Source organism: Erythrobacter sp. (genome assembly GCF_011765465.1).
GTDB lineage: Bacteria > Pseudomonadota > Alphaproteobacteria > Sphingomonadales > Sphingomonadaceae > Erythrobacter.
Map to the genome: position 1 here is coordinate 808,495 of NZ_CP050265.1, position 20,663 is coordinate 829,157.

The following is a 20,663-nucleotide window of genomic DNA, read 5'->3' on the forward strand; positions in this document are numbered from 1 at the left end:
CGATCCCGGCCTGCTGCAATCAAGGAGCTGTTCATGCGTTTCGCGCCCGCTGCCGCCGCCCTTTCGCTGTTCCTCGCCACCACGGCGAGCGTGACGAGCGCGGGGGACAAGGCACCGGATGTCCGCGCCGAAGCCTTGATCCTCGAAGGGGAGGCGGCGCTTGCCGCAGGCGACACGCAGGGGGCGATCGATGCCTTCGAAGCCGCGCTTGCGGTGGACCCGGGCTACACGCCGATCTTCGTCCACCTTGCCGAGGCCGCGCGCGAAAACGGGCTCCAGGGCAAGGCGATCCGCTATTACCGCGAGGCGCTGGCCCGCGACCCTGACAATTTCGCCGCGATTTCGGGCGAAGGCGCCGCGCTGGTCGAAAAGGGCGCGATCGAAAAGGCGAAGCGCAACCTTGCGCGGCTTCAGTCGATGTGCGGCGATTCCTGCCCCGAAACGGTCGCGCTGCGCTCGACCATCGCGTCCGGAGCGAGCCGTCCGGTCGGCCAGCGGCTCGCGGTCGATACCGCCGAGGGCGGCAGCTCGGCCAACTGAGCACGCACCGCACCCGTGCTGACGCTGCACCATCTCGAATATTCGCAGAGCTTCCGCATCCTCTGGCTGCTGGAAGAACTCGGCGCCGAATACGAGCTGAAGACCTACAAGCGCGATCCCGAGACGAACCTCGCGCCCGATGACTACAAGGCCTTGTCGCCGCTCGGCACTGCGCCGGTCGTCACCGATGGCGACCTTGTCCTCGCGGAGAGCAACGCGATCATCGACTACATTCTCGATTCGCACCCGGACAGCCCGTTGCGCCCTGCACCCGGCACCCCGGACCGGGCGCGTCACCTGTTCTGGTTCCATGCGGCGCAGGGCTCGCTGATGAGCATTCAGGGTGTCGCCATGGTTCTAACCCTGCTCGAAAGCCGCACGCCCTGGCCCATCAGCGCGCTGCTGAAGGCGATCTTCGGGCAGGTGCGCAAGCTGTTCGTCAACCCGCGGATGGATGCGCTGTTCGGCCAGATGGAAAAGGATCTAGGTGAAAAGCCCTTCTTCGGCGGGGACACCCTGACCGCCGCCGACATCACGCTGGTCTATCCCATGTTCGCCGCGCGCGACAAAGGGGCGTTCGAATTGGGCTATCCCAATATCGGCAAGTGGTTCGACCGCGTCGAGGCGATGGACAGCTTTAAGGCCGCGCGGGCGAAGGATGACCGCGATTCCATCATTTTCCGCTTCTAGCCGCGCAGGTGGTCGCGGAATTCCTCGAGGATTTCACGGTAGACCTGCCGCTTGAACGGGATGATGAGTTCGGGCAGCTGCTCGGGCTCGATCCAGCGATACTCGTTGAATTCGGGCGGGTCGTGCGCCTCGAGGTCGATATCGGCCTCGCTCCCGAGGAATCTGCCGAGGAACCAGTGCTGCTCCTGCCCGCGGTATTTCCCCTTCCACACCTTGCCCAGAAGTTCGGGCGGCAGGTCGTAGCGCAAGGGCCGGGAAGCGGGCGCGATGATCTCGACGAGATCGGGCGTGATGCCCGTCTCCTCGCCCAGTTCGCGCAGGGCGGCGACCTGTTTGTCCTCGCCCGGATCGATCCCGCCCTGCGGCATCTGCCACATCCCGTGCGCGCGCTTTTCGATCCGCTGGCCGACGAAGACGCGGTTCTCGGCATTGAGCAGCATGAAGCCCGCGCAGGGGCGATAGGGCAGGTCGTCCGGGGAAAGGGTCATCAATCAGGCTCCGAGCATGAATTTCATCGCCGCGACGACCCGTTCAAGGTCGGCCTGGGTGCTGGGCACGGCCTGGCGCAGGTTGGTAAAGGAATGGGTGACGCCCTCGATCTCGAGGAAGACGTGCGACCGGCCCGCCTCAGCCAGAGCCTTCGCGTATTCGCGGCCCGAATCGCGAATGGGATCGAGGCTCGCGGTGACGATCACCGTGGGCGGCGCGCTGGCGTGGTCGCCGAGGATGGGGAAGGCGCGCGCGTCCGCTCGGTCGCCCTGATAGGCGGCATCGAAGAATTCGACTGCCGCCCTGGTCAGCACGAAGCCCTCGGCAAAGGCTTCGAGGCTGGCGGAGCCAATCGCGTCGGCGGCGAGCGGGAAGAGCGGGACCTGCAACGCCACCGGCACTTCGGCGGGGTTGGCGGCGAGCAATTGCCCGACCGCGATGGTCGCCGTGCCCCCGGCGCTGTCGCCGATCGTGACAAGCCCGGTCGCCTCGCGGCCCAGTTCTGCCGGGCTGCCCGCGACCCAGCGCGCCGCCGCCTCGCAATCCTCGATCGCCGCGGGGAAGGGCGCTTCGGGCGCGCGGCGGTAATGCGTCGCGACCACCGGCAGGCCGAGCAGCGCGGCAAGTTCGGTGCACAGCGCGTGGTGCGTCTCGAGATCGCCGATGACGAAGCCGCCGCCGTGGAAGAAGGTCACGACCGGGCCGGGCGCGCGGTTTTCGCGTGCGTCGTAGAGCCTGAGCGGAATATCGCCCGCAGGGCCGGGGCAGGAAAGGTCGCGGATGACGGCAAGTTCGCGCGCGGGCTTGTCTGCCATGGCATGAAGGGCCACGTAGCTTGCGCGCGCTTCCTCGAGGGTCATATCGGCGATCGCCGGACCCTCCATGGCGGCGAGCGCATCGAGGAAGGCCTTCATGTCGGGCCGGACGTAGGGGGCGGCTTGGCTCATTTGGGTTTCTCTCTCCCTGTTTCGTCCCGCGCTGATAGGCCGGGGCGGCACGCATTTCCACCGGCCAATCGCACAGGCCGCACACACGAAGAGGTTTACGCGAAGCGCGCATGAAATATTCGGTCAGGACACGTTCGCGGCTGCCGCTGCTTTTCGCGCCGAGCGCGATGTTCGTGGCCTATTTCCTGCCGCTAGCGAACCAGGTGCAGACCGGCATCTTCGGCATTGCGGTGGGCGCGCTCGCCGGTTTCGCCGCGCGCGGCAGCATCGAGCGACGGTTCGATCCCGCCGATGCCCCGGCAAGCGTCAAGCGCCGGATCGTGGTCGCGCTGGCCCTGTCCAAGCTGGTCTTCGGCCTGCTCTTGATGCTGCTCAGCATCCTCGCCTTCGCCGACTGGCTGGCGACGCCGTTCACCGTGCTCGGCGGCTACCTTGCCGGGACGACCGCAGCGACGCCGGTTTCGGCGCGCGCCTTCGAGGCTCGTAGCTAGGCGAGGGGCGGGGGGCGGCATGGACAATATCACTCACAGCCTCGTCGGCGCGCTCATCGGGCAGGCGGGGCTCAAGCGCCGCACCGGGCTTGCCATGCCCGCGCTCGTCATCGGGGCGAACCTGCCCGATGTGGACGCGGCGTGCTTCTTCTGGCTCGACGGGGCCGAGCATCTCGGCTTCCGGCGCGGGATCACCCACGGGCCTTTCGCATGGGCGCTGCTGCCGCTGGTGCTGGCTCTAGCGCTGTGGGCCTTCGACCGCTGGCAGGACAAGCGCGGGACCCGGCCCGATGGGCGCGCTCCGGTCGATTTCGGCTGGCTTTACTGGCTCTCGCTGATCGGCTGCCTGACCCATCCCGCGCTCGACTGGCTCAACGTCTACGGCATCCGCCTGTTCGAGCCGTTCTCGAGCCAGTGGTTCTACGGCGACACGCTGTTCATCCTCGATGTCTGGCTGTGGGCGCTGCTGGGCGTGTCGCTGTGGCGCTCGCGCCGGACCGAGAAGCGCGGCGGGGCGGGGCGGGGCGAACTCGCAGCGCAGGTCGGTCTGGGGCTCATGCTGCTCTATGTCGCGTTCAACGGCCTGCTGTCGGACTATGCCGCCTATCACCGCGCCAAGCTCTACGATCCCGAACCCGAGATCGCGATCGCCTCGCCCGTGCCGCTGCTCTTCTGGGAGCGCGAGCGGATCATCCGATCGGGCGGCCGCTGGTATTCGACCGCGTGGGAAGGCGAGCCTTTCGCCAATGGCTATTTCGCGCCCGCGGCGACGGTGTGCCGCATTCCCGCCGATGCCGCGGAGGCTTCGGACGAGGCGCGCGCCTTCCTGTTCTGGTCGCGCGCGCCCTTCGCCGAGAAGGCGGCAGACGGCTCGGTCATCCTGCGCGATGCGCGCTTTTACGACCCGCGCGCGCGCGACCGCTTCAGCGTCGCGCTTCCAAGCCACAAATGTGAGGAACTGGATGACGAGTGATGCGCTTTTGCCGGCATGAGTGACGTCCAGATCGTATGGCTGCGGCGCGATTTGCGCATGGCCGACAACCCCGCCCTTTACGAAGCCGCCCGGAAAGGCCCGGTCTGCGCGGTCTACGTGCTCGACGATGCCGCCGCGGGCCACCACGCCATGGGCGGGGCCTCGCGCTGGTGGCTGCACCATTCGCTCGAAAGCTTGTCGAAGAGTTTCGGCAAGCGCAACGCGAAGATCGTCCTGCGGCGCGGCGATGCGGTGGAGGAATTGTGCAAGGTCGCCGAGGCGCTGGGCACGCGTGCCGTCCACGCCAATCGTCATTACGAGCCTTGGTGGAGGAAAGCGCAAGGCGCGCTCTCCGAAAAGCTCGACCTGACGCTCCACGATGGCAATTACCTCTTCCCGGCGGGCCACGTGACGACCGGATCGGGCGAGCCCTACAAGATCTTCACGCCCTTCTACAAAGCGATGCGCGCCCAGTTTCCGCCGCGCGACGTGGTGCCCGAGCCCGAGACCCTGTCCTCGCCCGACGACTGGCCCGATAGCGACGACCTTTCCGACTGGAAGCTGCTCCCGACGAAACCCGACTGGTCGGGCGGCATCCGCGATTTCTGGGAAGTCGGCGAGGAAGCGGCCCACGCCCGCCTCGCCGAATGGGAGGACCACGTCTCCGACTATGAGGCGAAGCGCAACCTTCCGAGCGTCGACGGCTCCTCGCGCCTGTCGCCGCATCTCCACCACGGCGAGATCACCCCGGTGCAGGTCTGGCACGCCCTGAAGCACCACCGCTCGGAAGGCTGGCAGAGCTTCGAGAGCGAGCTGGTCTGGCGCGACTACGCGCAGAACGTCATCTGCCAGTTTCCCGCCTATGGCAGCCGCAATTACCGCGAGGACTACGACGACCTCCAGTGGCGCGATCCGCACGATGACGAGGCCGCCGCGCGCGACCTGAAGGCATGGCAGAAGGGCAGGACCGGCTACCCTATCGTCGATGCCGGGATGCGCCAGCTTTGGGAGACCGGCTGGATGCACAACCGCGTGCGCATGATCACCGCGAGCTTTCTCATCAAGCACCTGCTGATCGACTGGCGCGAGGGCGAGAAGTGGTTCTGGGACTGCCTGGTCGATGCCGATTACGGCTCGAACTCCGTCAACTGGCAATGGAATTCGGGCACGGGGGTCGATTCCAATATGTTCGTGCGGATCATGGCTCCGCTTTCCCAGAGCGAGAAGTTCGACGCGGCGGGCTATATCCGCCGCTACGTCCCCGAATTGGCCGGGCTCGACGAACCGGCGATCCACGATCCCGAGGCGCACGGCTGCCGCCCGAAAGGCTATCCGCGCAAGATCATCGCCCACAAGGCCGGGCGCGAGCGGGCGCTGTCGGCCTACAAGGCGATGAAGGGCGAATAGCGCAGGCAATCTGCGATTGACCCGGCTTGCCCCCGTCCGCGCGGCGAGCCTATGACGGCGCCATGAAGGCGGGAGAGATCAGAGGCGAGCGGCTGCTTGCCGGCGGAGCGCGCTTCGCGCCGTCGGCTTCTTCCCTCGCGCGCCTACTCGCGCCGTTCTTCCGCACCGTGCTCGACCGCATCCATTCTGGGCTGGCGACGGGCTCGCTGCTGGCGCACCTTCCCGACGGCACGACCCGCCTGCTTGGCGGCCATGCTCCGGGTTTCGAGGTCGAGGTCCGGCTCAAGGACTGGCGCGCGCTGGTGCGGCTGGCGACGCAGGGCTCGATCGGCTGGTACCGTGCCTACGAGGCGGGCGAATGGGAGGCGAGCGACATGGTCGCGCTTTTCGCGCTGTTCGCAGGCAATGCCCGCACGCTGGGCGGGACGGCGCGCTCTTCCGGCCTGTTCCGGCTGATCGCCCGCGCCGCGCACCGCCTCAACCGCAACAGCCGCGCAGGCGCGGCGCGCAACATCGCCGCGCATTACGACCTCGGCAATGATTTCTACGCCGCCTGGCTCGACGAAAGCATGACCTATTCGAGCGCGCTCGCGCCCGGCAAGGACGGCCTCGAAGCCGCCCAGAGGCGTAAGCTCGATACAATCGCCGCGCGGCTCGGCAGACCTGCCAGCGTGCTCGAAATCGGCTGCGGTTGGGGCAGCCTCGCACAGCGGCTCGCCGAGGACGGGGCGAAGGTGACGGCGATCAGCCTCAGCCGCGAACAGCTCGATTGGGCGCGGGCAGGGCGCCCCGGCACGATCGATTTCCGCCTGCAGGATTACCGTGACGTCACCGGGCAGTATGACGCCATAGCCAGCGTCGAAATGGTCGAGGCGCTGGGGCGCGAATACTGGGCTGCGTTCATGGATTGTATCTCAGGCTGCCTGAAGCCCGGCGGGCGCGCGGCGATCCAGTATATCTCGATGGCCGACGACCTGTTCGAAACCTATGCCGCTAGCGCCGATTTCATACAGGCCTATGTCTTTCCCGGCGGGCTCCTCATCAGGACGAGCGAATTCCGCCGCCTCGCCAAGGAGCGCGGCCTCCAGTGGTGCAACCAGTCGGATTTCGGGCAGGACTATGCCGAAACGCTGCGGTTGTGGCGCGAGCGCTTCGACGCCGCTGTGGACGAGGCCCGCCTGCCCGGCGGGTGCGACGATCGCTTTATCCGGCTCTGGCGCTATTACCTCGCCTATTGCGAAGGCGGCTTTCGCGCCGGGACCATAGATGTGCACCAGGTAACGCTGGTGAAGGAATGAGAGAGAGGGGATGAACACCATGACCAAGCACCGCGGCGCACTCGGCGCTTTCCTTGCCGCCTGCCTCGCCGGGACGGCGGCCTGCACCGGCAGCTTCGGCAGCGCCGACACCAGTGTGGCGAGCGCCGCGCCCGCGCTGGGCGAGGTCGAGGTGATAACGCCGCCTGCGCGCGACCCGTCCGATTTGCAGGTCCTGTTCTGGAACAATGAGCAGCGCGCGGCCCGTTTCCGCGCGATGGAGGACTGGTTCGCAGGAATCGAGGTTCCCGCCGCCTCGCAGACGCGCCCGCTGCCCGAAGGCGAAAGCCTGCCCGCTCCTCTCGCCGCCGAGATCCGCGCGCTGATGGAGGAAAGCGGCGCTGCGGGCGTGATGGTGCTAAAGGACGGCAAGGTCCGTTTCGAGGAATACGCCCTCGGCCTCGGGCCAAGGGATCGCTGGACCAGTTTCTCGGTCGCCAAGAGCTTCACCTCGACCCTGCTCGGCGCGGCGGTGAAGGACGGCTTCATCGCCAGCCTGCAAGACCCGGTGACGCAATACGTGCCCGGCCTCGAAGGCTCGGCCTATGACGATGTCACCGTGTGGCAACTCGCCACGATGACGAGCGGTGTCGCGTGGAACGAGGACTACACCGACCCCGACAGCGATGTTGCCAGAATGAATGAATTCGTTCTCGAATACGGGCCGGACGCGATCGTCGCGCAGATGAAGGAGCTCCCACGCGAAGCCGAGCCGGGCACGAAATTCGTCTACAAGACCGGCGAGACCAATCTCATCGGCCTGCTGGTCGAGAACGCGGTCGGCCTGCCGCTCGCCGAATACGCGCAGGAGAAGATCGTCGAGCCCGCCGGTTTCGCCGGGCCGATGTTCTGGATGACCGACCCGCGCGGCGGGAATATCGGAGGCTGCTGCCTGTCGCTACGCCTGTCGGACTATGCCCGCATGGGCCAGTTCGTGCTCGAGGACGGGGTCGGAGTCTCGGGCCGCAAGGTCGTGCCCGAAGGCTGGTTCGCCGAGGCGACGGCCTCGCAGGTCGAGTTCGGCAACGGCTTCGGCTACGGCTACCAGTGGTGGACCTATCCCGAAGGCGATTTCGGCGCGCAGGGGATTTTCGGCCAGTCGATCACGATCATGCCGGAAGAGCGGCTGGTGATCGCGATCGTCAGCAACTGGCCCACGGCGACGGGCGAATATCGCGGCAAGTGGTTCGCGCTCGCCACTCGGATCGCCGCGACGCAATAGGGCGGGGCGGGAACAGCGCCCGCCTTACGCCTTACGCCATCGGGCGATAGACGCCGGTGTTGCTGTAACGCTGCAGGATGTTGTCGTGCACGATCGGGCTCAGGAGCTCCGAGAAGGCGCAGCCGACGATGCAGTTGTCCCACCACACGACTTCGGCCTGGAGCGATTCGAGGCCGGGCAGGGTCAGCCAGCAGACCTGGCCTTCGTGCATCCGGTTGATTGAGGCCGCCGAGAAACCCGAAATCGACAGGTCGTGGACGACGCTCTGAAAGGCGCGCCCGCCCGACGCGCGCAGCGTAGCGGGGATCGTGAGCTTGGTGCGCTCGCCGCAGCGATCTTCCTGCGCAGCGACGCGGTAGCGGTCGGTTTCGATGGGCATTGCGTTAAACCTTGTCCAATCAGCCGTGGTATCTTGCCGGTTGGTCTCAAGGCACACATTCACCTACGAGACCTAACAGCGCATTTCAGCGATTGGTTAACGCGAGGGTAAGCCGCCGCTTTCGGCGGCGGGCCGTGCCGTCACGGCGGCGGCGCGCGCGCGGCGGCGGGGTCAGTCGACCCTTTCGCGGTGGCCGGAGGGAAAATCCTCCTGCACCAGCTGGACGATTCGCGCCGCGACCGTCTCTGGCGGCTTGACCGTTTCGGGATCCTCGCCGGGATAGGCGCGCGCGCGCATCTCGGTTCGGGTCGCGCCCGGATCGATCACCGCGACGCGCACCGGGCTGAGGCGCTCCACCTCTGCGCCATAGGTTTCGAGCAGGTTGTCGAAGGCCGCCTTGGTCGAGGCATAGGCGCCCCAGAACGGCCGCGGGTCCGCGCCGACGCTGCTGGTGAGGCCGATGACGCGCGCGCCCTCGGCCTTGCGCAGCAGCGGGTCGAAGGCGGCGAGCAGCGCCTGCGTTGCGACCACGTTGGTCATGATCGCTTCGTTGAACTGCTTGGGCTCGACCTGCGAAATGGGTGTGAGGGTCGGCAGATAAGCCGCTGAAAGCACGAGGATATCGATCGTGTCCCAACGGCCCGAAATGGCGCTGGCGAGGCGGCCGACGCTGTCCGCTTCGGTAAGGTCGAGCGGTGCGATGGTCGATGTGCCGCCCAAAGCGTGGATCGCGTCCTCGACCTCTTCGAGCGCCTTCACCCGCCGTGCGACGAGGATCACGTGCGCGCCCGCTTCGGCAAGCGCCTTGGCGGTGGCGGCGCCGATGCCGCGGCTTGCGCCGGTGACGAGGGCGGTCTTGCCGGCGAGGGGTTTTGCGTCGGTCATTGGTTTCTGCTGCCTTGGGAATCTTGGGGTTGCGCGCTGCTATCAGGCCGCTTTCGGATCGGCAAAGGGAAGCTGCGCCGCGCGCTGTTCCATCATGCGGAAATCGGTCAGCGAGGTCGGATAATCCCCGGTGAAGCAAGCATCGCAGAACTGCGGGCAGCTCTTGTCGCGGTCCTTGTGCCCGACCGCGCGGTAGAGCCCGTCTATCGAAATGAAGGCGAGGCTGTCGGCCTTGATGAATTCGCGCATCGGTTCCAGTTCCATGCGCGCGGCGAGCAGTTTGGAGCGTTCGGGCGTATCGACGCCATAGAAGCACGAATGCGCGGTCGGCGGGCTGGCGACGCGGAAATGGACCTCGCGCGCGCCGGCTTCGCGCATCATCTCGACGATCTTCATCGAGGTCGTGCCCCGGACGATCGAATCGTCGATCAGCACGATCCGCTTGCCTTCGACGAGGCCGCGATTGGCGTTGTGCTTGCGCTTGACGCTCGAATGGCGGGCGCTGTCGGACGGCTGGATGAAGGTACGCCCGACATAGTGCGAGCGAATGATGCCGAGCTCGAAAGGCACGCCCGATTCCTGGGCATAGCCGATCGCCGCGGGCACGCCGCTGTCGGGAACGGGGACGACGAGATCGACGTCGGCGGGCGCTTCGATGGCGAGCTGCGTGCCGATCGCCTTGCGCGCTTCATAGACGCTGCGCCCGGCGAAATAGCTGTCGGGGCGGCTGAAATAGACGTGTTCGAAAATGCAGGGCCGCGCCGGTGGCGAACCGAAGGGCCGCACGCTGCGGATTTCGCCGTCGAAGCCGACCTGGAGCATTTCGCCCGGCTCGACTTCGCGGATGAGTTCCGCACCGACGACGTCGAAGGCGACCGATTCGCTCGCGAACAGGATCGCGTCCCCCATCCGGCCCATCACGAGCGGGCGGATGCCGAGCGGGTCGCGGCAGGCGATCATGCCCTCGGGTGTCATCACGATCAGCGCATAGGCGCCCTCGACCAGACGCAGGGCGTCGATCAGGCGGTCGGCGGTTGTGGGATAGCGACTGGTCGCGACGAGGTGGATGATGACTTCGGTGTCGGAGGTCGACTGGAAGATCGACCCCTTCGCGACAAGGTCGGCGCGCAGCGCCTGCGAGTTTGAGATATTGCCGTTATGCGCCACCGCGAAACCGCCGCTTGCGAGTTCGGCATAGAGCGGCTGCACGTTGCGAAGGCCCGATCCGCCGGTGGTCGAATAGCGCACGTGGCCCGCCGCCATATGGCCGGGAAGCTCGCCGATCGCCTCGGACGAGGAGAAGTTCTCCGCCACGTGGCCGAGCCCGCGGCGCGAATAGAATTCGTGCCCGTCGAAACTGGTGATGCCGACCGCTTCCTGCCCACGATGCTGGAGCGCGTGAAGGCCCAGCGCCGTCGCGGCCGAGGCATCGGCGGCGTTGATCGCGCCGAACACGCCGCATTCCTCGCGCAGCTTGTCGCCGTCCGCGTCGAGGAAGGGATGAGTGAGATTCGCGTCGAGCCGGTCCCGGATCCGTGCCGGAGCCTCGCCCTTCTGCGGTGAATTGGTCATGGTGTCCGAACCCGCTGCTGCCCCCCACCGTCGCGTCCCCAATGGCGATGTTACCGCTGGATTACAAGGGCGGGGTGGGCATCGGTGCCCGGCTTTTTCGTGACAGTAATGTTACAGCGCGACAAAGCGAGCAGCCCTTGCGGGGGCCATTGCGGGGAACCGGGCCAGCGCCTACAGGCAGCGTTCAGCAACCGGCGGCAAGACGCACTTTCATGCTCTCACCCTTCGAATGGATGATCTCCAAGCGTTACCTCTGGCCCGGCAAGGGCGAGGCATTCATCGCGCTCGTCGCCGGGATCTCGGTCGGCGTCGTCATGCTCTCGGTCGCCATGCTGGTAATCGTGATGAGCGTGATGAACGGCTTTCGCGGCGAATTGCTCGACAAGATCGTGGGGCTGAACGGCCATGCCATCGTCCAGGCCTATGGCGGCAAGCTCGACGACTGGGAAAGCGTGCTCGAGGACGTGCGTTCGACCGAGGGCGTGGTGAGCGCCAGCCCGCTGATCGAACAGCCGCTGCTGGTCAGTTTCAACGGACGCACGGTCGCAATCCTCGTGCGCGGGCAGACGGACGAGGATATCGCCGAGCTTGGCGACAAGATCGTCGCGGGCGAGATCGAGGCGCTTGCTCCCGACGCCGCGCCGAGCCTTCGCCGCGAGACCGGGCCGGCTGCCGGCGCCGTCGCGATCGGCTCGCGGCTGGCGCAGAACATCGGCGCGCGGGTGGGCGACACGATCACGATCATCAACCCGCAGGGGCGCTCGACCCCCTTCGGCACTTCGATCCGGCGCGTCCCCTACGAGGTCGGCGCGATCTTCGAGGTCGGGGTCTACGACTACGACGAGAAATTCATCATCATGCCGATCCCCGACGCGCAGTCACTGCTGCTGATGGGTGATGCCATCGGGATGATCGAGGTGACGGTCGAGGATGCCGACCGGGTGGGCGAAATCCTTGCACCCGTGAAGGAGAACTACGCCGGCCGCGCGGTGGTCGCCGACTGGAAGACGATCAACGCGGCCTTGTTCGAGGCGCTGCAGGTTGAGCGTGCCGCGATGGGCTTTGCCTTGAGTTTCATGGTTCTGGTCGCCGCTTTCAACATTCTTTCGAGCCTTGTCATGCTGGTCCGCGCCAAGACCCGCGACATCGCGATCATGCGCACGATGGGCGCGACGCGGCGCAGCCTGCTCAAGATCTTCGTCACCACCGGCACCACCATCGGCGCGATCGGGACCATCGCCGGCCTCATACTCGGCGCGGTGGTGCTATTGTTCCGCGAACAGATCGTGCAGGCCATCGCCTTCGTCACCGGGCAGGAATTGTGGGATCCCGAGGTGCGCTTCCTTTCGACCATGCCCGCGCGCGCCGACCCGTGGGAAATCCTCGCGATCACCGCGCTCGCGCTGGTGCTCAGCTTCCTCGCGACGCTCTACCCGGCATTGAAGGCCGCGAACACCGATCCGGTGCAGGTGCTGCGCTATGAATAGCGGCGGCGAGAGCGCGCCCATCGTGGCGCTGAGGGGGCTCGAGCGGAGCTTCGAGCAGGGCGGCCAGCGCATCGACGTGCTGCGCGGCGTCGATCTCGACATCATGCCGGGCGAGATCGTGGCGCTGCTCGGTCCTTCGGGTTCGGGCAAGTCGACCATGCTGCAGGCGGTGGGCTTGCTCGAAGGCGGGTTTTCCGGTTCGATCATGATCGCCGGACAACAGGCCGAGAAACTGCCGACCGACGGGCGCACGCGGCTGCGGCGCGAGCATCTCGGCTTCGTCTACCAGTTCCACCACCTGCTGCCCGATTTCGACGCGCGCGAGAATGTCGTCATGCCGCAGATGATCGCAGGGCGCACCCGCGCCGAGGCGGAAGAGCGCGCCGACTCGCTGCTCTCCAGCCTCGGCCTCGGCCATCGTCTGACCCACCGCCCGAGCCAGCTTTCGGGCGGCGAGCAGCAGCGCGTCGCGGTCGCCCGCGCGCTCGCCAACCGGCCGACGCTGGTGCTGGCGGACGAGCCGACCGGCAATCTCGACGAGGCGACCTCGGACACCGTGCTCGCGCAGTTCCTCGACCTCGTCCGGGGCGAGGGCAGCGCGGCGCTGGTTGCGACCCACAACGAACGCCTGGCCAAGCGCATGGACCGCGTGGTGCGCCTGCGCGAAGGGCATCTCGAATAGCGCCGGACCCGAAGCGCCTCCCGGATGTTGATGAAGCGAAGGAGGAACGAAGATGTCAGACCATCCCAGCACTTATGACGGCACGCCCGAAAAGAGCGGCGAGACCGCGTGGGAGGACCGCGCCGCGCTGCACGCCGCCGATGACGGGGACGGCATTTTCGACGGGGCCAAGGCGATCCGCCGCGGGACCTTCGCCGAGATGATCCGCCACATCGTCTCCCTGCCCGAAGGCGAGCGCGAGCGTTATGTCATCGAAAAGGCGGGCGACCGCGAATATTCTGCCGCCGAGGCGGTCGAACTCTCCAAGCGCGACGATTTCCCCTATCGCGCGTGAGGTGACGGCGATGCCGGCTTGACTTTGGCCGCCCCGCTGGCGGAGCAAGGGGGCGGAGCTTGTCCAAGCAGGGGATCACCAATGACCACCATCGCCGATTTCACCGTCACCACCAATCGCGGCGAGGAGCTCGACCTCGCGTCCAAGAAGGGCAAGGTCCTCCTCGTCGTCAACACGGCGTCGAAATGTGGCTTCACCCCGCAATATGACGGGCTCGAGGCGCTCTATCAGCGCTTCAAGGAGAAGGATTTCGAAGTCCTCGCCTTTCCCTGCAACCAGTTCGGCGCGCAGGAACCGGGCAGCGCCGACGAGATCGCCGAGTTCTGCCGCGTCAATTTCGGCGTCTCCTTCCCGCTGATGGCGAAGGTGGATGTGAACGGCCCCGATGCCTCCCCGCTTTTCGACTGGATGAAGACCGAGGCCAAGGGCCTGATGGGCTCGACCTCGATCAAGTGGAACTTCACCAAGTTCCTGATCGACCGCGAGGGCCATGTCGTCAAACGCTATGGCCCGCAGGACAAGCCGGAAGGCATCGCCAAGGACATCGAGAAGCTGCTTTGAGCGCCCTTTCGGCTGTGGAGAAATAGGGCGCGGGCGCGCTTATCGAATCCGCGGCGATTTCCTAGATTGCGCCTATGGCCTTCGCTCCCTTCGTCCCCTTGCGCGTGCTTTCGTCCTATTCGATGCTCGAAGGGGCGATCGATCCCAAGCGGATTGCCAAGCTGGCGAAGGACCTCGCCTTTCCCGCGATCGCGATCTGCGACCGCGACGGGCTTTACGGCGCGGTCATGTTCGCATCGGCCTGCAAGGGGGAGGGCGTGCAGCCGATCATCGGCACGCTTCTGGGCGTCGCGCGCGACGGGCCTTCGGGCGCGGCTTCGCAGGGGGCGATCGGGTCGAACAAGATCCCGATCGATTACCTACCGCTCTTCGCGCAGGACGAGCGCGGCTACGACAACCTGTGCCACCTCGTTTCCAAGGCGCATCTCGACCGCCCGCTCGAATTCGATCCGCACGTGACGATGGACGATCTCGAAGGGCGCACCGACGGGCTGATCGCGCTCACCGGGGCGGGCGAGGGTGCGCTCACCCGGCTGCTCGCCGAAGGGCAGGACACGGCGGCAAGGGCGCTGTGCGACCGGCTCGACCGGCTGTTTCCCGGGCGGCTCTATATCGAGATCGCGCGCCACGGCGATCCCGTCTGCGAGACCGCCGAAGAGGCGCTGATCGACCTCGCCTATGCCCGCGAACTCCCCCTTGTGGCGACCAATCCGGCCAATTTCGACACGCCCCATATGCACGAGGCGCACGATGCCATGCTGTGCATCGCCCATTCCTCGCAGATCGATGCCGAGGACCGCCCCCATTCCAATCCGCAGGCTTTCGTCAAATCCGACCGGATGATGGCGGAAATCTTCGCCGACCTGCCCGAAGCAATCGCCAACACGCTCGTCATCGCGCAGCGCTGCGCCTATGCGCCGCCCAACCGCGCGCCGATCCTGCCGAGCCTTGCCGGCGATCAGGAGGGCGAGGCGAAGATGCTGGCGGAGGATTCGCGCCGGGGGCTGGAGGCGCGGCTCGAACCCTATGGCGAGATGGCCGAGGAGGAGCGCCGCGCCTATTTCGACCGGCTCGAATACGAAATCGACATCATCGTGAAGATGGGCTTCCCCGGCTACTTCCTGATCGTTGCCGACTTCATCAAGTGGGCCAAGGAACAGGGCATTCCGGTCGGGCCCGGGCGCGGCTCGGGCGCGGGCTCGCTGGTCGCCTGGGCGCTCACCATCACCGATCTCGACCCGATCCGGCTCGGCCTGCTGTTCGAACGCTTCCTCAATCCCGAGCGCGTCTCGATGCCCGACTTCGACATCGACTTCTGCGAAACTCGCCGCGGCGAGGTGATCCGCTACGTCCAGAAGAAATACGGCCACGACCACGTCGCGCAGATCATCACTTTCGGAAAATTGAAGGCGCGCGCGGTGCTGCGCGATTGCGGGCGCATCCTGCAGATGGGCTATGGCCGGGTCGACAAGCTGTGCAAGATGGTCCCGAACGCGGCGGCCGATCCGTGGAAGCTCGACGATGCCCTCCATGGCAAGTCGAACAAGGACGGCCACCGCTCGCCCCCGGTAGCGGAATTCCGGCGCGAATACGAAAACGACAACGAGGTCAAGCGCCTCATCGACCTCGCCATGCAGCTGGAGGGGATGCCGCGCAATTCCTCGACCCATGCCGCGGGCGTCGTGATCGGCGACCGGCCCCTGTCGCAGCTCGTTCCGCTCTACCGCGATCCGCGTTCGGATATGCCGGTGACGCAATACGACATGAAACACGTCGAAAGCTCGGGCCTCGTCAAGTTCGACTTCCTCGGCCTCAAGACGCTTTCGGTGCTTAGGAAGGCGGTCGACCTGCTGGCACGGCGGGGTATCGAGATTGACCTTGGCGCGCTGACGCTGGACGATCCGGCGGTCTATGAGCTCATGCAGGCGGGCAACACGGTCGGCGTGTTCCAGCTTGAATCCGAAGGGATGCGGCGCACGCTCAAATCGGTGAAGCCGACCAATTTCGGCGACATCATCGCGCTCGTCTCGCTGTATCGGCCGGGGCCGATGGACAACATCGACCTGTTCGGCAAGCGCAAGGCCGGGGTCGTCCCGATCGAATACCCGCACGAGAAGCTCGCCGGAATCCTCGAGGAAACCTACGGTATCTTCGTCTACCAGGAACAGGTCATGCAGGCCGCGCAGATCCTCGCCGGATATTCGCTCGGCGATGCGGACCTGCTGCGCCGCGCGATGGGCAAGAAGAACCAGGCCGAGATGGACAAGCAACGCGCCATCTTCATCGAGGGCTGCGCGCGGGTATCGGGCATCGGCGAGGCCAAGGCGAACGAACTCTTCGACTTGATCAACAAGTTCGCGGGCTACGGCTTCAACAAGTCCCACGCCGCCGCCTATGCCCTGCTCGCCTACCAGACCGGCTGGGTGAAGGCGCATTATCCCGAGGAATTCTACGCCGCCTCGATGTGCTTCGATATGCATCAGTCGGAGAAGCTCGCCGTCTTCGTCGACGATGCACGGCGCTATCCGGGGACCGGGGGCGGGATCGAGCTTCTGCCGCCCTGTATCAATTCCTCCGAAGCGCGCTTCACCGTCGAGCAGACCGATCGCGGCTACGCGGTGCGCTATGCGCTCGCGGGGATCCGCAATGTCGGGGAAAAGGCGATGGAGGCGATCGTCGCCGAGCGGGAGGCGAACGGGCCTTTCGCAAGCCTGCAGGACTTCTGCGAGCGCATCCCCCACGGCGCGATGAACCGCCGCCAGTTCGAAGCGCTCGCCAGCGCGGGCGCGCTCGATGCGCTCGAACCCGACCGCGCGCTGGTTTACGGTAATGCCGAACACCTGCTCGCAGTCGCCGAGGCCGCCATGCGCGAGCGGACCAGCGGGCAGGCGGGCCTGTTTGGCGGGGATGCAGCGCCCGGCGAAACCCTGCGTCTTGCTCGCTGCGAGGAATGGGGCCGGGCCGAGCGCATGGCGAAGGAACGCGAGAATTTCGGCTTCTATTTCTCCGGCCACCCGATCCAGGAATTCCGCGATGTCGCGCTCGCCAACGGGGCGCGGACCTATCAGGCGCTGATGGAGACGGGCGGCAGCGGGGCGGCCGTGATGGCGGCGATGGTCGAAAAGGCGCAGAAGGCCCGCACGAAGCGGGGCAAGGACTACGTGCGGGTCGATTTCTCCGACCTGTCGGGCCAGTTCCAGTCGGCCTGTTTCGAGGAAGCGCTCGTTCCGCAATTCGAACGCTGGGCCGAAAGCGGGGAATGCGTGCTGCTCGATGTCGAGCTCGACGCGCCCGATCCCTCCGACCCGCCGCGCCTCACGATCCGCGGAGCGAGGCTGCTGGCGAGCGTGAGCGGCTCGACCCCGATGCGGCTGAAGGCGGATATTTCGAGCGTCGATGCGTTGCTCGAACTCAAGGTCGAGCTGGACATGGCCGCGGACCAGGTGGGTATGGAGCCTGGCATGGGCTGCGGCGAGGTGGTGGTGCGCCTCGCGCTCGAACACGGCGGGCACGTGCCGGTGCGGCTCGGGCGCGACTACGTGCTGAGCGGCGAGACGATCGAGCGGCTTGCGGGCGTGCCGGGAATCGACAATCTCGAACTCGGCCCTGCTCGTGGCGGGGCATCGGGCAAGGCGAACCTGCGCCTCGTCGCCTGACCTTCCTATTGAGAATGGGCCGACATGAAAAAGGGGCCGGAACGAGCCGGCCCCTCTCCCTTTTCATCGCGCGAGGCGATCACATTCCCGAATTGGGGCCGTACGTGATCTCGACCCGGCGGTTCTGCGCCTCGCGCACGCCGTCCGCGGTGGGGACGCGCGGCTGCGATTCGCCGAAGGCTTCGCTCGAGATGCGCCCATCGGGAATGCCGCGGCCCGTCAGGTAATCGCGCACCGACGCGTTGCGGCGGGCGGCGAGCGCCATGTTGTAGGTCACGCTTCCCGCCCGGTCGGTGTGGCCGGCCAGCATGACATTGGCCGTGCCGCAGTTCGAATAGGCCGTCACCGCCGCATCGAGGATCGTCGCCGCTTCGGCCGTGATCGCGGATTCGTCGAAATCGAAGAACACGATGTAGGGCCCCGTGTTGCACGCCGGAGCCGGGGGCGGGGGCGGAGGCGGAGGAGGCGGCGGCGGCGGAGGAGGAGGGGGCGGCGGAGCGGCGGGCTCCGGCTCGGGTGCCATCACGGGCTCGGGCGCGCCGCCGAAATTGTAGCGCAGGCTCGCGAGGATCGAATGGCTCTGGAAATCGGCTTCGAGCGGGTCGCCGAAGGCGCTTTCGAATTCGAATTCGTCGATCACGAAATAGCGATACTTCACGCCCAGATCGAGATTGTCGCTCACCGCGAAGCGCACGCCGCCGATCAGCTGCCAGGCGAAGTCGGTCGCGCTGTCGTCCACCAGCGTGCCCACGCCGGGCACCTCGACCGGGAGATCGACATTGGCGAAACCCACGCCGCCGCCGGCGAAGAGCTGCACGTCCTTGCCGTATTCGAAAATCCCGTTGGCCATGCCGGAGAGGACACGGATGTTCTGCTCGTTATTGACGACATCGCCCGTGCCAAGGCCCGTGCCCGGCGCAAAAGCCGGGTTCACGATCGTCACGCTGTCGGAATAGATGCTCTTGTAGCCGCCCTCAGCTTCGAGCCGAAAGGCACCGAAATCGTAGCCGAACACGATGTCGCCGTCGAACCCTGTATTGGTGTCGATGAAGGCCGCGTTCTCCTGCAGCCCGTCGGGCCGGCCGGTGTCGATGTCGATATCGACCTGGTCGTCAAGGATGATCCCCCCGTCGATACCCACGTAAAGCTGCCCGTCGCGCGCCTGCGCGGGAACAGCGAGAATTGCGGCCGATCCCGCAAGAAGCATCGCCAATCTGGTCATGTCCGTCCTCTCGTTCGGTGATCCTGTCGTGCGCGATAGGAAACATCCGTGGCAAAGCCGTGACAGGCGTTTCACCACGCTGTCGCATTTGCGCGTTTCCGGCGATTGCCAAGCGCGGCGAGGGTCGGCATGAACGGCGCTTCACGGGATTCACGCCCCTGCTTACAGGGGCCCTTTTGGGACAAGGGGAGAGACGAAAGTGGCAAAGCTAGGCGCGATGCAGGACTGGACCATGCGCATCACGGCGGTGATCGATCACGCCGCGCGCGAGGCGGGCGGGCGCGAGATCGTGACCCGCTGGGCCGATGGCAGCGTGACTCGCACCGACTGGGCTGGCATCCGACGCGATGCGCTCAAGATGGCGCAGGCGCTGCAGCGGCTCGGGATCAAGCCGGGCGAGCGGGTGGCGAGCCTCGCGATGAACCATTCGCGCCATCTCGTCAGCTGGTACGGCGTTGCGGGCATGGGCGGGGTGCTGCACACCGTGAACCCCCGCCTGTTCGAGGACCAGCTCGAATACATCGTGAATCACGCCGAGGACCGCGTGCTGCTTTACGATGCGGCGTTCCAGCCGATCGTCGACAAGATGAAGGACCGCTGGCCCACGATCGAGCACTACGTCTGCTACGACAGCGGCGAGAACGCGCCCGCCTTCGAGGACTGGATCGGTGCCGAGGACGGCGATTTCGAATGGGTCACGGGCGACGAGCGTGACCCGTGCATGATCTGTTACACAAGCGGCACGACAGGCAATCCCAAGGGCGTGCAGTACGAGCACCGCTCGACCGTGCTTCATGCGATCGCCGGGCTGCAGCCGGCGGCGTTCAATTTCTCGGGCTCTTCGGTGATGCTGCCCGTCGTGCCGATGTTCCACGCGGCAAGCTGGGGCCTGCCCTATGCGGGCGCGATGGCGGGTATCAAGTTCGTGTTCTCGGCGGTGAATGACCCGGCCGTGCTCCACCAGCTGATGATCGATGAGAAGGTGACCGACAGCGCGGGCGTTCCGACCGTGTGGCTCGCGCATTTCCAGTATTGCGACGCGAACGGGCTCGACCTGCCGCCGCTGAAAGCCGCGACCATCGGCGGTTCGGCGGCTCCGAAATTCATGATCGAGCGGCTGATGAAGAACGGCACCCGCGTCCAGCACGCCTGGGGCATGACCGAGACCAGCCCCATCGGCACGGTCGGCGGGCCGACCTGGGACTGGGACCAGCTCACCTTCGAGGAGAAGGTTCAGAAGACCACGATGCAGGGCCGCCCGATCTTCGGCGTCGAGCTGCGCACGGTCGATCTCGACGACATGGTGACCGAACTGCCGCGCGACGGGAAGACCTCGGGCGCGCTGCAGATCCGCGGGCCCTGGATCATCAAGCGCTATTTCAAGGCCGAAAAGGACGCGGTCAACAACGAGGGCTGGTTCGATACCGGCGATGTGGGAATCCTCCACCCCGACGGCACGCTCCAGCTGACCGACCGCACCAAGGACGTGATCAAGTCGGGCGGCGAGTGGATCAGCTCGGTCGAACTGGAAAACGCCGCGGGTGGCCACCCCGCCGTCGCCGAGGCGGCCTGCGTCGGGATGCCGCACCCCAAGTGGGATGAGCGCCCCGTGCTGTTCATCGTGAAGAAGGCCGATGCCGAGGTCAGCTCCGAGGAGATCATCGAGCACCTTCGTCCGCAGGTCGCGAAATGGTGGCTTCCGGACGCGGTCGAGTTCATCGACGAGATCCCGCACACGGCGACGGGCAAGATCTCGAAGAAGGATCTGCGTGATCGCTTTTCTGACTACAAGCTCGGGGCCTGATTCTTC

The 20,663-nt window shown here is 66.3% G+C and carries 19 protein-coding genes; 13 read left to right on the top strand and 6 right to left on the bottom strand.

Annotation, left to right across the window (positions count from 1 at the left end; genetic code table 11):
* The first annotated feature begins 33 nt into the window (after positions 1 to 33).
* Positions 34 to 540 carry a tetratricopeptide repeat protein gene (locus G9473_RS03930; protein WP_291136211.1) on the top strand — a complete coding sequence of 169 codons (507 nt, stop codon included), beginning with the start codon at positions 34 to 36 and terminating at the stop codon, positions 538 to 540.
* 15 nt (positions 541 to 555) lie between these two features.
* Positions 556 to 1,230: a glutathione S-transferase family protein gene (locus G9473_RS03935; RefSeq protein ID WP_291136213.1), complete on the top strand. Its 675-nt coding sequence runs from the start codon at positions 556 to 558 to the stop codon at positions 1,228 to 1,230.
* On the opposite strand, the gene G9473_RS03940 is transcribed toward G9473_RS03935, so the two are convergent.
* Entirely contained in the window at positions 1,227 to 1,718 is a 492-nt protein-coding gene (locus G9473_RS03940) for an RNA pyrophosphohydrolase (protein WP_291136215.1), read from the bottom strand. The two genes, G9473_RS03935 and G9473_RS03940, sit on opposite strands and share 4 nt — an antisense overlap.
* Positions 1,719 to 1,721: 3 nt before the next feature.
* Positions 1,722 to 2,666: an alpha/beta hydrolase gene (locus tag G9473_RS03945; protein WP_291136218.1), complete on the bottom strand. Its 945-nt coding sequence runs from the start codon at positions 2,664 to 2,666 to the stop codon at positions 1,722 to 1,724.
* Between the two features lie 110 nt (positions 2,667 to 2,776).
* On the opposite strand from G9473_RS03945, the gene G9473_RS03950 reads away from it, so the two are divergent.
* From G9473_RS03950 to G9473_RS03970, 5 genes are all read left to right on the top strand, one after another.
* Positions 2,777 to 3,157: a hypothetical protein gene (locus tag G9473_RS03950; RefSeq protein ID WP_291136220.1), complete on the top strand. Its 381-nt coding sequence runs from the start codon at positions 2,777 to 2,779 to the stop codon at positions 3,155 to 3,157.
* A 19-nt stretch (positions 3,158 to 3,176) separates the two neighbouring features.
* Complete coding sequence (locus G9473_RS03955; RefSeq protein WP_291136222.1) at positions 3,177 to 4,130, top strand: metal-dependent hydrolase; 954 nt, start codon at positions 3,177 to 3,179, stop codon at positions 4,128 to 4,130.
* 15 nt (positions 4,131 to 4,145) lie between these two features.
* Positions 4,146 to 5,537: a deoxyribodipyrimidine photo-lyase gene (locus G9473_RS03960; RefSeq protein WP_291136224.1), complete on the top strand. Its 1,392-nt coding sequence runs from the start codon at positions 4,146 to 4,148 to the stop codon at positions 5,535 to 5,537.
* Positions 5,538 to 5,599: 62 nt separating this feature from the next.
* Positions 5,600 to 6,835, top strand: a complete 1,236-nt coding sequence (locus tag G9473_RS03965; RefSeq protein WP_291136226.1) for a cyclopropane-fatty-acyl-phospholipid synthase family protein — start codon at positions 5,600 to 5,602, stop codon at positions 6,833 to 6,835.
* A gap of 10 nt (positions 6,836 to 6,845) precedes the next feature.
* Positions 6,846 to 8,075 (top strand): serine hydrolase, encoded by a 1,230-nt coding sequence (locus tag G9473_RS03970; RefSeq protein ID WP_367159507.1) that lies wholly within the window; start codon positions 6,846 to 6,848, stop codon positions 8,073 to 8,075.
* A gap of 31 nt (positions 8,076 to 8,106) precedes the next feature.
* Here the strand turns inward: G9473_RS03970 and G9473_RS03975 are convergent, their stop codons facing one another.
* From G9473_RS03975 to purF, 3 genes are all read right to left on the bottom strand, one after another.
* Complete coding sequence (locus tag G9473_RS03975; protein ID WP_291136229.1) at positions 8,107 to 8,454, bottom strand: PilZ domain-containing protein; 348 nt, start codon at positions 8,452 to 8,454, stop codon at positions 8,107 to 8,109.
* 171 nt (positions 8,455 to 8,625) lie between these two features.
* Positions 8,626 to 9,339 (bottom strand): SDR family NAD(P)-dependent oxidoreductase, encoded by a 714-nt coding sequence (locus G9473_RS03980; protein WP_291136231.1) that lies wholly within the window; start codon positions 9,337 to 9,339, stop codon positions 8,626 to 8,628.
* A gap of 42 nt (positions 9,340 to 9,381) precedes the next feature.
* Complete coding sequence (gene purF, locus G9473_RS03985; RefSeq protein WP_291136233.1) at positions 9,382 to 10,911, bottom strand: amidophosphoribosyltransferase; 1,530 nt, start codon at positions 10,909 to 10,911, stop codon at positions 9,382 to 9,384.
* 212 nt (positions 10,912 to 11,123) lie between these two features.
* Between purF and G9473_RS03990 the strand changes: the two genes are divergently transcribed.
* From G9473_RS03990 to dnaE, 5 genes are all read left to right on the top strand, one after another.
* Positions 11,124 to 12,398, top strand: a complete 1,275-nt coding sequence (locus G9473_RS03990) for a lipoprotein-releasing ABC transporter permease subunit (protein ID WP_291136235.1) — start codon at positions 11,124 to 11,126, stop codon at positions 12,396 to 12,398.
* Entirely contained in the window at positions 12,391 to 13,080 is a 690-nt protein-coding gene (locus tag G9473_RS03995; RefSeq protein WP_291136237.1) for an ABC transporter ATP-binding protein, read from the top strand. The genes G9473_RS03990 and G9473_RS03995 overlap by 8 nt, the downstream gene beginning before the upstream one ends.
* Before the next feature lie 52 nt (positions 13,081 to 13,132).
* On the top strand, positions 13,133 to 13,414 hold the full coding sequence (locus G9473_RS04000) for a hypothetical protein (protein WP_291136239.1): 282 nt from the start codon (positions 13,133 to 13,135) through the stop codon (positions 13,412 to 13,414).
* 81 nt (positions 13,415 to 13,495) lie between these two features.
* Positions 13,496 to 13,975 (top strand): glutathione peroxidase, encoded by a 480-nt coding sequence (locus G9473_RS04005; RefSeq protein WP_291136241.1) that lies wholly within the window; start codon positions 13,496 to 13,498, stop codon positions 13,973 to 13,975.
* Positions 13,976 to 14,049: 74 nt separating this feature from the next.
* Positions 14,050 to 17,631 carry a DNA polymerase III subunit alpha gene (gene dnaE / locus G9473_RS04010; RefSeq protein ID WP_291136243.1) on the top strand — a complete coding sequence of 1,194 codons (3,582 nt, stop codon included), beginning with the start codon at positions 14,050 to 14,052 and terminating at the stop codon, positions 17,629 to 17,631.
* Between the two features lie 79 nt (positions 17,632 to 17,710).
* Here dnaE and G9473_RS04015 read toward each other — a convergent pair whose 3' ends face one another.
* A complete protein-coding gene (locus G9473_RS04015) occupies positions 17,711 to 18,853 on the bottom strand; it encodes an OmpA family protein (protein ID WP_291136245.1) in 1,143 nt (380 codons plus the stop codon).
* Positions 18,854 to 19,070: 217 nt separating this feature from the next.
* Between G9473_RS04015 and G9473_RS04020 the strand changes: the two genes are divergently transcribed.
* A complete protein-coding gene (locus tag G9473_RS04020) occupies positions 19,071 to 20,657 on the top strand; it encodes a long-chain fatty acid--CoA ligase (protein WP_291138213.1) in 1,587 nt (528 codons plus the stop codon).
* Positions 20,658 to 20,663: the final 6 nt, after the last annotated feature.

Coding starts and splice junctions, on each gene's coding strand:
- G9473_RS03995 (WP_291136237.1), top strand. CDS start 12,391: ATGAATAGCGGCGGCGAGAGCGCGCCCATCGTGGCGCTGAGGGGGCTC.
- G9473_RS04000 (WP_291136239.1), top strand. CDS start 13,133: ATGTCAGACCATCCCAGCACTTATGACGGCACGCCCGAAAAGAGCGGC.
- G9473_RS04020 (WP_291138213.1), top strand. CDS start 19,071: ATGCAGGACTGGACCATGCGCATCACGGCGGTGATCGATCACGCCGCG.
- G9473_RS03990 (WP_291136235.1), top strand. CDS start 11,124: ATGCTCTCACCCTTCGAATGGATGATCTCCAAGCGTTACCTCTGGCCC.
- dnaE (WP_291136243.1), top strand. CDS start 14,050: ATGGCCTTCGCTCCCTTCGTCCCCTTGCGCGTGCTTTCGTCCTATTCG.
- G9473_RS03950 (WP_291136220.1), top strand. CDS start 2,777: ATGAAATATTCGGTCAGGACACGTTCGCGGCTGCCGCTGCTTTTCGCG.
- purF (WP_291136233.1), bottom strand. CDS start 10,911: ATGACCAATTCACCGCAGAAGGGCGAGGCTCCGGCACGGATCCGGGAC.
- G9473_RS03965 (WP_291136226.1), top strand. CDS start 5,600: ATGAAGGCGGGAGAGATCAGAGGCGAGCGGCTGCTTGCCGGCGGAGCG.
- G9473_RS03955 (WP_291136222.1), top strand. CDS start 3,177: ATGGACAATATCACTCACAGCCTCGTCGGCGCGCTCATCGGGCAGGCG.
- G9473_RS03930 (WP_291136211.1), top strand. CDS start 34: ATGCGTTTCGCGCCCGCTGCCGCCGCCCTTTCGCTGTTCCTCGCCACC.
- G9473_RS03975 (WP_291136229.1), bottom strand. CDS start 8,454: ATGCCCATCGAAACCGACCGCTACCGCGTCGCTGCGCAGGAAGATCGC.
- G9473_RS03945 (WP_291136218.1), bottom strand. CDS start 2,666: ATGAGCCAAGCCGCCCCCTACGTCCGGCCCGACATGAAGGCCTTCCTC.
- G9473_RS03980 (WP_291136231.1), bottom strand. CDS start 9,339: ATGACCGACGCAAAACCCCTCGCCGGCAAGACCGCCCTCGTCACCGGC.
- G9473_RS04005 (WP_291136241.1), top strand. CDS start 13,496: ATGACCACCATCGCCGATTTCACCGTCACCACCAATCGCGGCGAGGAG.
- G9473_RS04015 (WP_291136245.1), bottom strand. CDS start 18,853: ATGACCAGATTGGCGATGCTTCTTGCGGGATCGGCCGCAATTCTCGCT.
- G9473_RS03960 (WP_291136224.1), top strand. CDS start 4,146: ATGAGTGACGTCCAGATCGTATGGCTGCGGCGCGATTTGCGCATGGCC.
- G9473_RS03940 (WP_291136215.1), bottom strand. CDS start 1,718: ATGACCCTTTCCCCGGACGACCTGCCCTATCGCCCCTGCGCGGGCTTC.
- G9473_RS03970 (WP_367159507.1), top strand. CDS start 6,846: ATGAACACCATGACCAAGCACCGCGGCGCACTCGGCGCTTTCCTTGCC.